Genomic DNA, 13,365 nt, shown 5'->3' on the forward strand with positions numbered 1-13,365 from the left:
GAGGGCGGGGTTAGGCCCCGCCGATCACTTTCGCTGCGGCCTCTAGGGCACCCGTGCCGCGTTTGATATCAAGCGCGGACATGCCGGCCTCTATCCCGCCAAGCATCCCCATGACCATTTGCCCGTTTACATGCCCCATGTGACCCAAGCGGAAGAACCCGTGGCTTTCGGGGCTGTCTTTGGGGGCCATGCCCAGACCGATTCCCAACGTAAGACCGATGTTCCCCTCGACCCAATCGCGCAACTCTGTGGCCTGTGGTGCCTTTAGCCGCAGCGCCGTGACAGCGTGGCTGCGCAGGGCGGGGTCGGCGATGTTCAGCGCCAGATCGCCCGCGCGCCCCCATGCATCGCACGCGGCCCATACCGCCCGCGCCAGCGTTTCGTGCCGGTCCCAGACGGCCTCGATGCCCTCGTCGTGGATCATATCCAGCGCGGCCCGCAGTCCATAGATGTGATGCGTAGGGGCCGTGCCGCAGTGGTACTGGAAGAACTCTTGCGGGTTGGCGCGCGGGGTCCAGTCCCAGAACCGGCTGACCCGTGGCAGTGCCTCGCGCACGGCGGCGGCGCGGTCGTTAAAGAATACAAAGCTGACACCGGGCGGGACCATCAGCCCCTTTTGACAGGCGGTGACCATGACATCGACGCCCCAGTTGTCCATCTCGAACCGGTCGCACGCGAAGGAGGCGATGCAATCCACCATCAGCAACGCCGGGTGATCCGCTGCATCAAGCGCAGCGCGCAGGCCGGCGATATCATTGACCACCGAGGTCGAGGTATCCACATGCACCGCGAGCACGACCTTGATCTCGTGGGCTGTGTCCGCCTCTAGCCGCTCTGCGATCTGATCGATATCCATGGCGGATTGCAGGCCGAAATCCATGACCTCCACTTCCGCGCCAAGCCCTGTGGCGGCATCGCCCCAACCGATTCCAAATCGCCCGGTTGCCGGCACCAGCACCTTGTCGCCGGGGGCCACGACATTGCTCAGCGAGGCCTCCCAAGCGGCGTGGCCGTTGCCAATATACATCGCTACGTGATGCTGCGTGCCCGCGATACGCCGCAGATCTTCCATCAGGGGTGGCATCATATCAACCAACTCTCCGGCATAGATATTGGGGGCCGGACGGTGCATCGCGTTCAACACAGCCTCGGGCATCACCGACGGACCGGGGATCGCGAGATAACCGCGCCCTTGCGACAGATTGCGGAATTTGGTCATGGCACCAGCCCTCATATGCAGGAAGAATTTCATGCAACTTATCCGCAAGCAGCGCGGCGTCAATCACACAAACCACGCGGCGCAGCTTGCCCTGCCCCTTAGGGCTGCGTAAACCCGTAGGCAGATATGCCCAAAGGAACCCGGCCTTTATATGAGTGATGTGACCTATTCCTCGCGCGAGCTGCTGACTTGGCTCTGGCGCGACTACCTCAAGAAACACATGTGGGTATTGATCGTGGCGATCATCTTCATGTCGATCGAGGCCTCGACCATGGGCGGGCTCGCCAAGCTGATGCAGCCGATGTTCGACCAGGTATTTGTCGCCGGCGACAGCGGCGCATTGCTGTGGGTCGGTCTGGTGCTGGTGGGCATCTTTGTGCTGCGGGCTGTGTCCGGGGTGGTGCAAAAGGTGCTGCTGACACGCATAAAACAAAAGTCCGCCGCTGATATGCGGATTGATCTGCTGGACCGGATGATGGTGCAGGACGGCGCGTTTCACCAAGAGCATCCACCGGGGTTTCTGATCCAGCGGGTGCAATCGGATGTGAATGCCATCGGGTCGGTCTGGCAGGCCGTGATCACCGGTGCGGGGCGCGACCTGATCGGGTTGATCGTTCTGCTTGGTGTTGCGATCTCTATTGATCCGGTCTGGGCGCTGCTCGCCTGTATCGGTCTGCCACTGATGGTCATGCCCGCCGCATTGGCGCAACGCTTTGTGCGGGCGCGGTCGCGCGAGGCACGCGATCTTGGCGCAACCCTGTCGACCCGTTTGGACGAAGTGTTCCACGGTATCGTGCAGATCAAGCTTAACGCGCTAGAGAAGTATCAGGCCAAGCAATACCGCGACCTGACCAAGACCTATATCCGCACCGAGGTGCGCGCCTCTTTCGGGAACTCGGCCATTCCGGGGATGATCGACATTATTTCGGGCATCGGGTTCATGGCCGTGATCCTGTATGGCGGCAACGAAATCATCGAAGGCGACAAGACCATCGGTCAATTCATGACCTTTTTCACTGCCATGGGCTTTACCTTTAACCCGCTGCGCCGTCTGGGCGCGATCAGCGGGCTGTGGCAGACCGCTGCCGCAGCGCTTGAACGGCTCAAAGAGCTGATGGACGAGCCGGTGCATCTCAAGTCGCCAGCCAATCCGGTGCCTGTGCCCACAACGCCCCCCCATATCGCGCTGGAAGGCGTGAGCCTGTCTTACGGCGAAGCCAAGGTTCTGGACGATCTGACATTGCATGCTGCTGCAGGCGAGACGACGGCGCTTGTCGGGGCATCGGGGGCGGGCAAGTCGACCATCTTTAACCTGTTGACCCGCTTGATCGACCCGCAAGAGGGGAGCGTGACAATCGCAGGCGTGCCTCTGGCTGACATGGACATTCCCGACCTGCGCGGCTTGTTCTCTGTCGTGACGCAAGAGGCACTGTTGTTTGATGAAACCCTGCGCGAAAACATCGTTTTGGGCCGCGAGAACGTCACCGAGAAAGAGCTGCAACAGGCGCTGGACGCCGCCCATGTCTCTGACTTCCTGCCCAAGCTGGAGCACGGTCTGGAAACCCGCGTCGGGCCGCGCGGCTCTGCGCTCTCGGGCGGGCAACGTCAGCGCGTCGTGATCGCGCGTGCGCTGCTGCGCAACACGCCGATCTTGCTGCTGGACGAAGCGACCAGCGCGCTGGACGCGCAGTCTGAAAAGGTTGTGCAGCAAGCGCTGGACCGGCTGTCACAAGGGCGGACAACCTTGGTCATTGCGCACCGTTTGTCCACCATCCGCGGCGCGGACAAGATCGTAGTCATGGATCGTGGTCGGGTGATGGACGAGGGCAAACACGAAGACCTGCTGGCGCGTGGCGGCATCTATGCCGATCTCTACCGGTTGCAATTCGAGGACGGCAAAACCGTCACCGACGGGCGCAACCTGGCAGCGATGCGGCGTATGGAGCGCGGCCTAAAACCCATTGAACCGAACCTGCTGCAACGCATCGGGCTTCGGCTGTTTGGCACCTAGCCTGGGCGGCGACGCTGACTACTTAGGATATCCCTCGGCCAGCCTGGCCGGGGCGACCCCTGCGAAATAACGGATCAACGTCCAAAGGTTCCGCGACCCGCGCCGTAGCCAACCTTGACGCATATATTTATCCGCCGACGTCACCGCTGTGACCTCAAGCCCCACCAGCTGCCCGCGCAAGGCGCGCACAAGGGCCACATCCTCCATCAGCGGCTGATCGGGATAGCCCCCCACGGACTGGTACAAACGTCGCGGCAGCAACAGCCCCTGATCTCCGTAGGGCAGCCCCAGACGGCTGCGCAGGTTGGCCCAAGCCGCCACCGCCTTGCCCGCAAGCCCGCCCTGATCGAACTGAAGCTGGAACCAGCCTGCCTTTTCACCACGCAGATGTGCAATGACTGGCCCCGTCCACCCCGGTGCAAGCCGGGTATCCGCGTGGAGCACCAACAACCAATCCGCTTTCGCCTTGGCACAGCCGCGCTGCAATTGCCCGCCGCGTGACGGCGTACCAGCGACGATCTCTGCGCCCCAAGCCTCCGCCAATGTCAGGGTCATGTCATCCGAGCCCCCGTCGCTGATGATCAGCTCGCGGACAAGACCCGCGTCCAACCCCTCCATCAGGGCGGTGAGGCAATCGGTCAGGGGCGCTTCGGCATTCAAGGTGGGAATGACAACAGATATAGGCGCGCGCATGGTTGCCCCTTTCAGCTTCGAATTGCGCTGTTATATGTCATGTTAATCATTGAAAGGACAAGCGATATGACCAGCCGCCGCATCCTGAGACTATCAGGCCCCGACACCCGCGACTTTCTGCAAGGCCTCGTTACCAACGATATCCGCAAGCTGGATCAGGGCCCGATCTACGCCGCGATCCTGACGCCACAGGGCAAATTCATCACCGATTTCTTTCTTTCGGCGGACGGCGATGCCGTGCTGTTGGACGTTGCCGAGGCCGATGCCGACGCGCTGGTGCAGCGTCTGACGCTGTACAAGCTGCGCGCCGACGTCACCATCGACGCGACCGGCCTGTATCTGCACCGTGGCCTAGAAGACGCGCCCGAGGGGTCCTATACCGACCCCCGCGACGCCCGCATGGGCTGGCGCGCCTACCGCGACATGCCGCAAGAGGATGATACGACCGACTGGGATGCCCTGCGCGTCACCTATATGATCCCCGAGTGCGGCGCAGAGCTGACCCCGGACAGCTTTATCCTCGAGATGGGGTTCGAGCGACTGAATGGCGTCGATTTCCGCAAGGGCTGCTATGTCGGCCAAGAGGTCACCGCCCGCATGAAGCACAAAACCGAATTGCGCAAAGGGCTGGCCCAAGTCGAGATTAGCGCCCCCGTTGAAAAAGGCACCGCCATCACTGCGGACGGCAAGCCCGCCGGGACGATCTTTACCCGCACCGGCACGCACGCACTGGCGTACCTACGCTATGACCGTGCCACAGCCGCGATGCAGGCCGGCGACGCCACCGTGACGATGGTGACCGACGGCTAGGGCGGCGGATGCCACACCGGCCGACCGCTTTGCGCAAATTTCAGGCAGTCTAAAGCAAGGGCGTAGGCACACCGTCTATTTAGTTGCAAATTAGCAACAAACACCCGTTTCGCAAACGTTTCACCCCATGTCGGCCGGCATTCACGCCGCTTGCACAACGCAAAAGAGCCCCGGCATCACCGGGGCTCTGCAGTGCAGCGAAGCTATGACGTAGCGTCACATCAAAGCTTAGGCGCGTTCGGAATATTCCATCGTTTCGGTGTTCACGATGATATCTTCGTCCTGACCGACGAAGGGCGGGACCATCACTTTGACGCCGTTATCCAGGATCGCTGGCTTAAAAGAATTCGCCGCAGTCTGGCCTTTGACGACCGGCTCTGTCTCGACAATTTTGCAGGTCACTTTCTGGGGCAAGGAAGCGTTAAGCGCTTCTTCCTCGTGATACTCCACGACAACCATCATACCGTCTTGAAGGAAGGGACGGCGTTCGCCCAAAAGCTCTGCAGAAAGCTGCACTTGCTCATATGTTTCGGTGTCCATCAGAACCAGCATACCTGCGTCTTCATACAGGAATTGTTGGTCTTTTTGCTCTAGGCGGACCTTTTCAACCTTGTCAGCGCTGCGGAAGCGTTCGTTCAATTTCGACCCGTTCCGAAGGTTGCGCATTTCGACCTGAGCAAAGGCACCACCCTTGCCCGGTTTGACGTGATCGACCTTGACCGCCGCCCACAGACCACCGTTATGCTCAAGCACATTTCCTGGCCGAATTTCGTTCCCGTTAATCTTTGGCATGTATCAGCACCGTAGCCTTAAAGTTGAAGAGAGATTGGCCCGACCTATATATATCAACGTCGACCCCCGCAAGACAGCGCACCCGATGCTGCAACAGCGAAAAGGTATGCGAAAGGCGCATGCGTGCTATGCAATAAAGGTGTATCCGAATCGAGCTCTTTCGGTCATAAGGAGGCCTACGCCTAAATGACAAGAGCAAGAATAATAGAAAGGACGACGAGATGAAAGATTTCGTTGATGGCACTGCCTTTAACAATGAACAAGGCAACCGTGCCCGCAAACTTTTCGCAGCTGTGGTACTGGCTGCATTGGACGACGCGATTGCCGATGACAAGAAATACGGCAACGGTCCAGAACAGATTGCCCGTTGGGCCCGCTCCCGCGATGGCCGCGAAGTATTGAGCTGCGCCGGCATTGACCCCAACGAGCGTGTTGTCGAAGGTCTGATGGACTTTGTTGGCAAAGGTATTCGGACATCCGTTGCCCTGTCCCGCGAAGAGTCAGAGCGTCGCCACGCCGCGCAACAGGCCGAAGCTGCCTGAAGACTGCCTAAAGTTTGAACAAAAAGACGCGGCCCACGGGCCGCGTTTTTTTATGTCTGCCATTTATATCGACGGATTGAGTAGCACCGACCTCCCTGCCCCACAAACGAAAAAGGGCAAGGCGCACTGCCCTGCCCATTCTAAGCCCAAGCCCAAGCGCTGTGAGGCGCGCGTGCAGAGTTGTTACTCAAGGTCCTGCGAGGTCAGTGCCCGGTGAATCTCGCGCCGTACCAGCTTGCGAACGTTGCGCGTGATCCGTTCACCCAAAGCACCCTGAAGCTCGCTGCGCACGATTTCTGACACCAAGTCGCGCAGCATCTCTTCGTCCAGATATTCATCTGCGGCAAAACCAGATGTCGCATCATCGTCCTGCGCTGCAGCCGCCGGTTCATCAGTGGTATCCTCGACGGCAGCATCCGCCGCCGTTACCCGCGCGGCAAAAGGGCTATCGACAACGCGCTCGTCGGGTTCGGTGGACGACCCAGCTGTATCGACCCAGCCGATGCTGTCGTTTTGCAGTGCGTCATAGTCAGGCTCTTTCACGGTATCCGAAACCAGGGCACCAGTTGCGTCGAACTCCAAGTCGTCTTCCCACGCCATCGCCGGATCTTCGCTGCCGGAATAGTCGCTCTTGCCCGGCTCGTCAGGCTCCCAGTTTTCCGGAATGCGGCTGATTGCCGTTTCAAGCGCGGCGATCTTGGCGCTGAGCCGGTCCGGCGTGGGGGGCACGTCTTCTACCAGCTCGGACGTCCCGAGGTTGAGCATGTCGGCTGAATAGGCCGCAGCGCGTGGCGCACTAAAGGCCAGCTTGCGCGACGGCTCCGAGGTATCCTGCAGATGATCATCACCCGTGGGGGTCGAAAACTGCGCCCGAAAGCGCGGCTCGCGTCCGGAAATAAACTTAAAATCTTCTGCAACTTGATTGCGATCAGAGGCGGAGGGCTCTTCTTCCTCGCCTGACTCGATCTCTTGCATGGCCTCTTGATAGGAGGCGGACCGCTGCTGGACCACTTCGTGCACCTGAGGGGGCGCGGCCTTTGGCTGCGCCGCCACTGGCGTATCGTTCGAGACGCGCAATGACGGCGTGAGCACCAATTTCTCTTCAATAGCAGGCTTTTCGGGCGCTTTTTGCGCCGGCTTGCGATCCTCGGAGACCAGACGGCGGATCGAAGACAGGACGTCTTCGACCTCTGCGTTTGTGACGGTTTCGGACATAATCAATCACCACTCGTTCTTTGCAAATAGTCTAACCCGAAGGCTGTCTTGTCACAATGGGGGTGGTGAAAATGTCAGTCTTTTTGCAGCGCCCGCAAGACACGGTCCAACTGCTTACCCTCTTTCGAGAGTTTCGTTGGACCATCCTTGACTAGATTGTAGTACGCCGAGGGGTCATAGATCTGTACGGGCAGCTTGAGGTCCTGCGCGGTCAACTGTCCGGTTGCCGCCAGCACGGAATAGGCGGCAACATAGAGCTGTGACTGCGCCGAAACGCGGGCAGAGCGTGCATCAAGCAAGGATTGCTCAGCGTCCAGCACATCCAGCGTCGTGCGTGCGCCCAGACTTGCTTCTTCGCGGATACCGTCGAAAGCGATCTGTGCCGCGCTAACCTGCCGCTGCGATGCTTCGATCTGTGCCCGCGCCGAGGCGAGCCCCGCATAGGCATCGCTTACCGCACGTTCAACATCCTTGGCCACCACATGCAGGTTGCCGCGTTGCGCGTCACGTTGCGCTTGGCTTTTGCGCACACCGGCGGACAAGGCCCCGCCCTGATAGATCGTCTGCCCGACCTGAACCCCCACCGATCCACTGCGCGTAGAAGCTTCGGAGCTGAAGGTTTCGGTCAGGCCATAGGCCCCTTGCAGCGACACCCGTGGCTTCAAGCTGGATTCATTGCTGCGCACCAGCAAATCAGCGGCAGCGACCTGGTGTTGCACGGACAAGATATCGGGGTGTTGCCGCACAGCCAGTGCCTTGGCTGTCGCGATACTATTAGACACGCTTGGCAAGCGTGGCGGCGGGCTAAGACGACCGGGGTTCGTGCCCACGGCCACTTTGTAATAGGCCTTGGCACTGATGAAATCGCCCTGCGCACCCGCAAGATTGCTGCGTGCGGCTGCCAGCTCTGCCTCTGCGAGAGAGACGTCGGTACGCGTTACTTCACCCACTTCAAAACGATCCCGCGCGGCGCGCAATTCCTGCGTCAGGACGCGCACGTTGTTTTCCCGAAGCGACACAAGCTGTTGCGTCTGGATCACGCTCATATAGGCGTCGACAGCGCGCAGCAGGATCTGTTGTTCGGCACTGACCAATGTTTCGCGGGTGGCCAGCACGGTTTCTTTGGCCGCTTCGATCGAATAGCGCGATGCGCCAAAGTCATAGACAAGCAGCGATGCCACGAGGTTGACCGACGTGGTGAGGGAATTGGTGGAGTTTCTGAAACCCGTTGGAAGAGTGCTGGTGCCCCCGCTGACCGACCGGTTATACGATTTCGTCAGGTTTCCCGTCCATTGCAGCACCGGCTTGAGCACGGATTTGGCGATGGCCACGTCTTCGTCGGCAGCACGCAGCACGGCGCGGTTCTGGTCCAGCAGACCGGAGTTGTTATAGGCCCCGACCAGCGCATCAGCCAGTGTTTCCGACTGTGCCGCCATCGGAGCCATCAACCCCAACCCAACGCAGGACGCCGCCATTATACTGCGGACGGACCGCATCTTGCCTGTATTCATCATATTTCACACTCCATCGGTGTCACTGCTTCTGCCGTCATGCGCGGCAGTTATATTATCTTATAGCTGAAATTCTTTCGCGCGGGTAAACCCATTCAGCAGCGGGGCTGCGGCATTAAAGCTTTTGCGCCAGCTGATGCCATGATCACTTTTATATCCCAGGCGTACCTCGCCCAAGGGGCCCTCCATGAACAGGCAGGCAATCCGCCCACCGTTCTTAAGCTGCGCCAACAGCGCCTCTGGCACTTCTGCAACGCCGCCCTGCACGATCATCACATCATAGGGCCCATGCTGCTGTGCACCGTCTGCAAGCGCGCCGGTGTGCACAATAACGTTGTCGATGTCGGCGTTGATCAGCGTTTCCTGCGCTTCTTTCGCCATCTGCTCGTCCGCTTCCACGGCGACCACAGCTTCGGCCATATGCGCGATCACCGCAGAGGAATAGCCGTAGCCACAACCGATATCGAGCACCAGTTCGTCATTCTCGATCCCGAGGCCGTCCAGCATTTTGGCCAATGTGCGCGGCTCTAGCACGACACGTCCCTCGCCCAAGCTGATGTTTTCCCCCAGATAGGCGGCCTCGCGACGGGCGGCGGGCACATAATCTTCGCGCGCCACTTTCAACATCGCATCAATGATCGGGAACTTGGTAACATCCGAAGGGCGCACCTGAGTATCAACCATCATGGTGCGGCGGGCTGTGAAATCTGTCATCAGCTAAACTCTTTCGTTCGGTTATATGTCTTATGGAATGCCATATACCCGCCTGTCGGGCAACGGTCAGTGCGTTTAAGGGGTGCAATTTTCCCTGCTGGGCGAACAATAGGGTCAAAACAGGGCGGATGCCATAGCTGCTCCGCACAGCGCCGTTATCCCTCGCACACGAAGACTGGGGGCGATTGCCCCTCGCGCGCGGTCTCGAAAGCGCGGACAATAGCTCAGATCACCCGATCACGATCTGGCCAGACGCCTGCGACACCGGAACTGGTATCAAGCGGCAGCCAAGGCCTTCGCCCCCGATACCTTCGCCGGTTCCAGCGTCAAACATCGCACCATGGGCGCTGCACATCAGCTTTTGGCCATCTGCGGACAGCATCTGCCTTGCGCGATAATCGAGAGGCAAGAACTGATGCGGGCACATGTTAACAAAGGCAATCACCTGATCGCCTCGCCGTACCAGCAACAGGGGGAAATCCCCTGCTGCAGTCGTAAGCGTCATTGCGGCAACCCCGGTCACATCCGCCGCGCGCGCGACGCAGGTGCCGAGGGTCGGGGCCGTGGATAGATCCGTCCAGATCATTCCACCAGGGCAGCTTGCAAGACCCCACGACGAACCTGATCTTCTTCGATAGATTCAAACAAAGCGCGGAAGTTGCCCTCGCCGAACCCGTCATCCCCCTTACGCTGGATAAATTCGAAGAAAATCGGGCCAATCACGGTTTTAGAGAAAATCTGCAGCAGCACGCGGGTTTCGCCCCCGCCCACAACCCCTTCGCCATCAATCAAAATACCGCGTTTCTGCATCTGATCGATCGGCTCTTGGTGGCCTTTCACGCGGGCACGGCTCATCTCGTAGTAGGTCGCGGGCGGCCCTGGCATGAACCCCAGCCCTGCATCCGCGATCTTTTCAGTGCCGCCGTAGATGTCATCAGAAGCAATTGCGATATGCTGGATGCCCTCGCCTTTATATTCGCGCAGGTATTCCTCGATCTGGCTGTTATCATCCGCACTTTCGTTAATGGGGATGCGGATTTTACCATCCGGCGAGGTCAGCGCGCGGCTGGTCAAACCCGTCTGCTTTCCCTTGATGTCAAAAAACCGGATTTCCTTGAAATTGAAGGTATCGGCATAAAACCGGTACCACGTGTCCATATTGCCGCGGATCACATTGTGGGTCAGATGGTCCAGATAGTAGAACCCAAACCCTTCGGGGCGCGGATCAACTTCACCAAGCCAATCGTAGTCAGCATGAAAGGCACTGCCATCTTCACCATATGTGTCGATGAAATACAGCAGCGATCCGCCAATACCGTAAACGGCAGGTGCCTCTATCGCCTTACCGTCACCGGTGTATTCCTTCGCCCCCAGATCGACAGCACGTTTAAGCGCATGTTGCGCGTCCACGACACGCCAGCCCATGGCGGGGGCACAGGGGCCATGTTCTTCTACAAACTCGGCAGCGTGTCCGGTTTTCTCTGCGTTCAGCAAATAGGTAATATCGCCTTGGCGGTAGATCGTGATGTCCTTGGATTTATGCTTGGCCACTGAAACAAAGCCCATCTGGCGAAACAGCTTGTCTAGAACGTCCGGATCGCGGTGCGCAAACTCGACGAATGAAAACCCATCAGTCCCTGCAGGGTTCTGATCGGAAATAGTGGCCTTTGGCGCGTCGTGTGGGAACGGTCCCATGGTGCAAACTCCTCCAGGTATTAGTTGAATCCATTGTGCATCAGCGTCCGCGCATGGTGCGTGCATACTAGGCGTGAATTACACCTGATTTTACACAAAAATTGCATCAAAGTGGACATTAGCGCTCCTAAGAAACATACCCCCTGTGTAGGCTGCACGAAGCAGGCAAAAAGATAGGCTATTATGTCGCTAGACGGATTCGATATCGCAATACTCAGGGCGCTTCAGCAGGACGGAGCGCTGACCAACACCGCTCTTTCAGAAATGGTGAACCTTTCCCCGTCGCAATGCTCGCGGCGACGTGCGGCGCTCGAGTCGGCGCAGCTTATTTCCGGATACTCTGCACGGTTAAATGCGGACCGGCTGGGCTTTGGACTGCGCGCGATCGTGCGCGTCAATTTGCGCAGCCACGGTGGCAATAACGAAAGTGGCTTTGCCAGCTTTATCGCCCGCCACTCTGAAGTCCGCGCCGCCTTCTCCGTCTCTGGGGATGCGGACTATATCCTCGATCTGCGCACCCCGGACCTAGAGAGCTTTGCACGCTTCATACACGAACATTTGCTGCCGCATGAACTTGTAGCGCAGGTAAGGTCGGAGATTGTGCTTAGAACGCTCAAAGACGCCCCGGGCGTTGATCTTGCACAGCTTCCTACATCAGCGCGCTAGCACTGAAGTGCTACCGCAGCCCTCGCGCCCGAAAAGATCACCCAGACGCAACAATAGATTGCCCTGCCAATACTGGCACCCAACTGAGGTTTTTAACTTGAGCTTTTGAAATCAAATGGAGGCGAGTAGGAGAATCGAACTCCTGTACACGGATTTGCAATCCGCTGCGTAACCACTCCGCCAACTCGCCTCGGCCGCCTTGGTGGCGGCGATCATTCGGACCGTGGGCCCGAATGCGTTTGGCGCTTATCCCGATTTTTGTGGGAAATGTCTAGCCCAGTTTAGAGCAAAACGGCGGGAAAAATATCTCCCGCCGTCCAAGGGTCAGTTAAACCGAGATGACCGGCTTATCGCCTTCTTCCGGTGCGTCGATTTGCAAGTGGTGATCCTCAAGGATCAGGATGTTTTCCACACCGACAATCGCGCTTTTGGTCTTGTAGCCGATGACGTCCTCGATCTCCATTTCGGGGTTCCGCGCCATCAAGATGGTCTCTTCGGAGGAGAAGTTGGTCAGGCCACGTGCGAACTCGTTGCCCTGCTCGTCATAGACGTGCAGCACGTCCCCTTTCGAAAACTCGCCTTGGATCGACACCAGGTCATCACGTTGCAAGCCGCGCTCCTTGGCGGTGATCGCACGGACAGCATCGTCGGATACAACAAGTGTACCGGCGACCTGCAAACGGTTGCTGAGCCAGATCATCAAAGGCGAAGCACCCCTCCCCGAGGCCAGACAGCGCGTATGGCGGCGTTCGCGGTTCAGAACGGACGAAATCGGACGTTCGATGATGCCGTCGGCGATGATCGTCTCGACCCCGGCGTTTTGCGCCATATTGGCCGCCAGCATTTTGGTCAACATGCCGCCGCTGCCCAATTCGCTGATGCTCTTGGTGGATTCGAGGTGCTCGGACACGTCCTCGATTTCTTCGATGAACTGCGCGCCGGGTTCCGACGGATCGCGGTCATACAGGCCTTCGACGCTGGTCAGAATGATCAGGTGATCCGCTTCGACCATCTGGGCGACCTTGGCCGAGAGACGGTCGTTGTCTCCCACTTTCAAATCGCGCGTGGCGATGGAGTCGTTTTCGTTGATGATGGGAAGGATCTGGTTTTCAAACAGCCGCAGCATGGTGTTCTTGATGTTCAAAAAGCGGCGACGTTCTTCCATGTCTTCGACGGTCACCAGCATCTGTGCCACGTCAAAGTTATATTCATTCGCAACCTGACGATAGGCATTCATCAGCAGCGGCTGGCCACAGGCGGCAGCGGCTTGCTTGTCCAGAATACCGGCTTCCTCGGGGCGTTTGCCGATCATGTTCAGGCCAAGCGCGACCGACCCTGAAGAGGTCAGGATGATCTCGTAGCCCTGGTCCTGAAGGTCCCCCAAATCCGCCATGAGTCCGTTCATGAAAGCATAGCGCAATGTCAGCTTTTCTTCATTGGCCAGTAAACTGGATCCGATTTTAACGACGATACGTTTCTTCTTGGACACGAGGAGAT

Annotated in this window: 13 protein-coding genes and 1 tRNA gene; 4 read left to right on the forward strand and 10 right to left on the reverse strand. The window is 58.7% G+C overall.

The window, feature by feature from the left end; genetic code table 11:
* Positions 1-10: 10 nt before the first annotated feature.
* On the reverse strand, positions 11-1,219 hold the full coding sequence (locus ACVBAU_RS13730; protein WP_448326790.1) for a pyridoxal-phosphate-dependent aminotransferase family protein: 1,209 nt from the start codon (positions 1,217-1,219) through the stop codon (positions 11-13).
* A 151-nt stretch (positions 1,220-1,370) separates the two neighbouring features.
* On the opposite strand from ACVBAU_RS13730, the gene ACVBAU_RS13735 reads away from it, so the two are divergent.
* Positions 1,371-3,230 carry an ABC transporter ATP-binding protein gene (locus ACVBAU_RS13735; RefSeq protein ID WP_448326791.1) on the forward strand — a complete coding sequence of 620 codons (1,860 nt, stop codon included), beginning with the start codon at positions 1,371-1,373 and terminating at the stop codon, positions 3,228-3,230.
* Between the two features lie 18 nt (positions 3,231-3,248).
* Here the strand turns inward: ACVBAU_RS13735 and ACVBAU_RS13740 are convergent, their stop codons facing one another.
* Complete coding sequence (locus tag ACVBAU_RS13740; RefSeq protein ID WP_448326792.1) at positions 3,249-3,923, reverse strand: TIGR04283 family arsenosugar biosynthesis glycosyltransferase; 675 nt, start codon at positions 3,921-3,923, stop codon at positions 3,249-3,251.
* A 66-nt stretch (positions 3,924-3,989) separates the two neighbouring features.
* Between ACVBAU_RS13740 and ygfZ the strand changes: the two genes are divergently transcribed.
* Complete coding sequence (gene ygfZ, locus ACVBAU_RS13745) at positions 3,990-4,733, forward strand: CAF17-like 4Fe-4S cluster assembly/insertion protein YgfZ (RefSeq protein ID WP_448326793.1); 744 nt, start codon at positions 3,990-3,992, stop codon at positions 4,731-4,733.
* 228 nt (positions 4,734-4,961) lie between these two features.
* Here the strand turns inward: ygfZ and efp are convergent, their stop codons facing one another.
* Positions 4,962-5,525, reverse strand: a complete 564-nt coding sequence (efp, locus tag ACVBAU_RS13750) for an elongation factor P (RefSeq protein WP_093732381.1) — start codon at positions 5,523-5,525, stop codon at positions 4,962-4,964.
* A gap of 221 nt (positions 5,526-5,746) precedes the next feature.
* Here efp and ACVBAU_RS13755 point away from each other — a divergent pair, with 221 nt between their 5' ends.
* Positions 5,747-6,067 carry a DUF6280 family protein gene (locus ACVBAU_RS13755; protein ID WP_093732380.1) on the forward strand — a complete coding sequence of 107 codons (321 nt, stop codon included), beginning with the start codon at positions 5,747-5,749 and terminating at the stop codon, positions 6,065-6,067.
* A 183-nt stretch (positions 6,068-6,250) separates the two neighbouring features.
* Here the strand turns inward: ACVBAU_RS13755 and ACVBAU_RS13760 are convergent, their stop codons facing one another.
* The 5 genes from ACVBAU_RS13760 to hppD all read right to left on the reverse strand — a co-directional run bounded on the left by ACVBAU_RS13760 (position 6,251) and on the right by hppD (position 11,202).
* Positions 6,251-7,282, reverse strand: coding sequence for a hypothetical protein (locus ACVBAU_RS13760; RefSeq protein ID WP_448326794.1), 1,032 nt, complete (start codon positions 7,280-7,282; stop codon positions 6,251-6,253).
* 74 nt (positions 7,283-7,356) lie between these two features.
* Positions 7,357-8,796 carry a TolC family outer membrane protein gene (locus tag ACVBAU_RS13765; protein ID WP_448326795.1) on the reverse strand — a complete coding sequence of 480 codons (1,440 nt, stop codon included), beginning with the start codon at positions 8,794-8,796 and terminating at the stop codon, positions 7,357-7,359.
* Positions 8,797-8,853: 57 nt separating this feature from the next.
* Positions 8,854-9,507, reverse strand: a complete 654-nt coding sequence (locus ACVBAU_RS13770) for a protein-L-isoaspartate O-methyltransferase family protein (RefSeq protein WP_138922823.1) — start codon at positions 9,505-9,507, stop codon at positions 8,854-8,856.
* Between the two features lie 229 nt (positions 9,508-9,736).
* The gene (locus ACVBAU_RS13775) at positions 9,737-10,093 is read right to left on the reverse strand and encodes a Rieske (2Fe-2S) protein (protein WP_448326796.1); all 357 of its coding nucleotides are present in this window, start codon (positions 10,091-10,093) and stop codon (positions 9,737-9,739) included.
* Complete coding sequence (gene hppD / locus ACVBAU_RS13780) at positions 10,090-11,202, reverse strand: 4-hydroxyphenylpyruvate dioxygenase (RefSeq protein ID WP_448326797.1); 1,113 nt, start codon at positions 11,200-11,202, stop codon at positions 10,090-10,092. Before hppD ends, ACVBAU_RS13775 begins: the two co-directional genes overlap by 4 nt.
* 183 nt (positions 11,203-11,385) lie before the next feature.
* Here hppD and ACVBAU_RS13785 point away from each other — a divergent pair, with 183 nt between their 5' ends.
* Positions 11,386-11,868, forward strand: coding sequence for an Lrp/AsnC family transcriptional regulator (locus ACVBAU_RS13785; RefSeq protein WP_448326798.1), 483 nt, complete (start codon positions 11,386-11,388; stop codon positions 11,866-11,868).
* A gap of 116 nt (positions 11,869-11,984) precedes the next feature.
* On the opposite strand, the gene ACVBAU_RS13790 is transcribed toward ACVBAU_RS13785, so the two are convergent.
* Both ACVBAU_RS13790 and proB read right to left on the reverse strand, forming a co-directional pair.
* Positions 11,985-12,058, reverse strand: a tRNA-Cys gene (locus ACVBAU_RS13790).
* Positions 12,059-12,196: 138 nt separating this feature from the next.
* Positions 12,197-13,357 carry a glutamate 5-kinase gene (proB, locus tag ACVBAU_RS13795; protein WP_138922819.1) on the reverse strand — a complete coding sequence of 387 codons (1,161 nt, stop codon included), beginning with the start codon at positions 13,355-13,357 and terminating at the stop codon, positions 12,197-12,199.
* Between the last annotated feature and the right edge of the window lie 8 nt (positions 13,358-13,365).

Source organism: Sulfitobacter sp. M13 (assembly GCF_053474885.1).

Excerpts from the sequence above, each read along its gene's own strand:
- ACVBAU_RS13730 (WP_448326790.1), bottom strand. The coding sequence starts at position 1,219 with ATGACCAAATTCCGCAATCTGTCGCAAGGGCGCGGTTATCTCGCGATC.
- ACVBAU_RS13735 (WP_448326791.1), top strand. The coding sequence starts at position 1,371 with ATGAGTGATGTGACCTATTCCTCGCGCGAGCTGCTGACTTGGCTCTGG.
- ACVBAU_RS13740 (WP_448326792.1), bottom strand. The coding sequence starts at position 3,923 with ATGCGCGCGCCTATATCTGTTGTCATTCCCACCTTGAATGCCGAAGCG.
- ygfZ (WP_448326793.1), top strand. The coding sequence starts at position 3,990 with ATGACCAGCCGCCGCATCCTGAGACTATCAGGCCCCGACACCCGCGAC.
- efp (WP_093732381.1), bottom strand. The coding sequence starts at position 5,525 with ATGCCAAAGATTAACGGGAACGAAATTCGGCCAGGAAATGTGCTTGAG.
- ACVBAU_RS13755 (WP_093732380.1), top strand. The coding sequence starts at position 5,747 with ATGAAAGATTTCGTTGATGGCACTGCCTTTAACAATGAACAAGGCAAC.
- ACVBAU_RS13760 (WP_448326794.1), bottom strand. The coding sequence starts at position 7,282 with ATGTCCGAAACCGTCACAAACGCAGAGGTCGAAGACGTCCTGTCTTCG.
- ACVBAU_RS13765 (WP_448326795.1), bottom strand. The coding sequence starts at position 8,796 with ATGATGAATACAGGCAAGATGCGGTCCGTCCGCAGTATAATGGCGGCG.
- ACVBAU_RS13770 (WP_138922823.1), bottom strand. The coding sequence starts at position 9,507 with ATGACAGATTTCACAGCCCGCCGCACCATGATGGTTGATACTCAGGTG.
- ACVBAU_RS13775 (WP_448326796.1), bottom strand. The coding sequence starts at position 10,093 with ATGATCTGGACGGATCTATCCACGGCCCCGACCCTCGGCACCTGCGTC.
- hppD (WP_448326797.1), bottom strand. The coding sequence starts at position 11,202 with ATGGGACCGTTCCCACACGACGCGCCAAAGGCCACTATTTCCGATCAG.
- ACVBAU_RS13785 (WP_448326798.1), top strand. The coding sequence starts at position 11,386 with ATGTCGCTAGACGGATTCGATATCGCAATACTCAGGGCGCTTCAGCAG.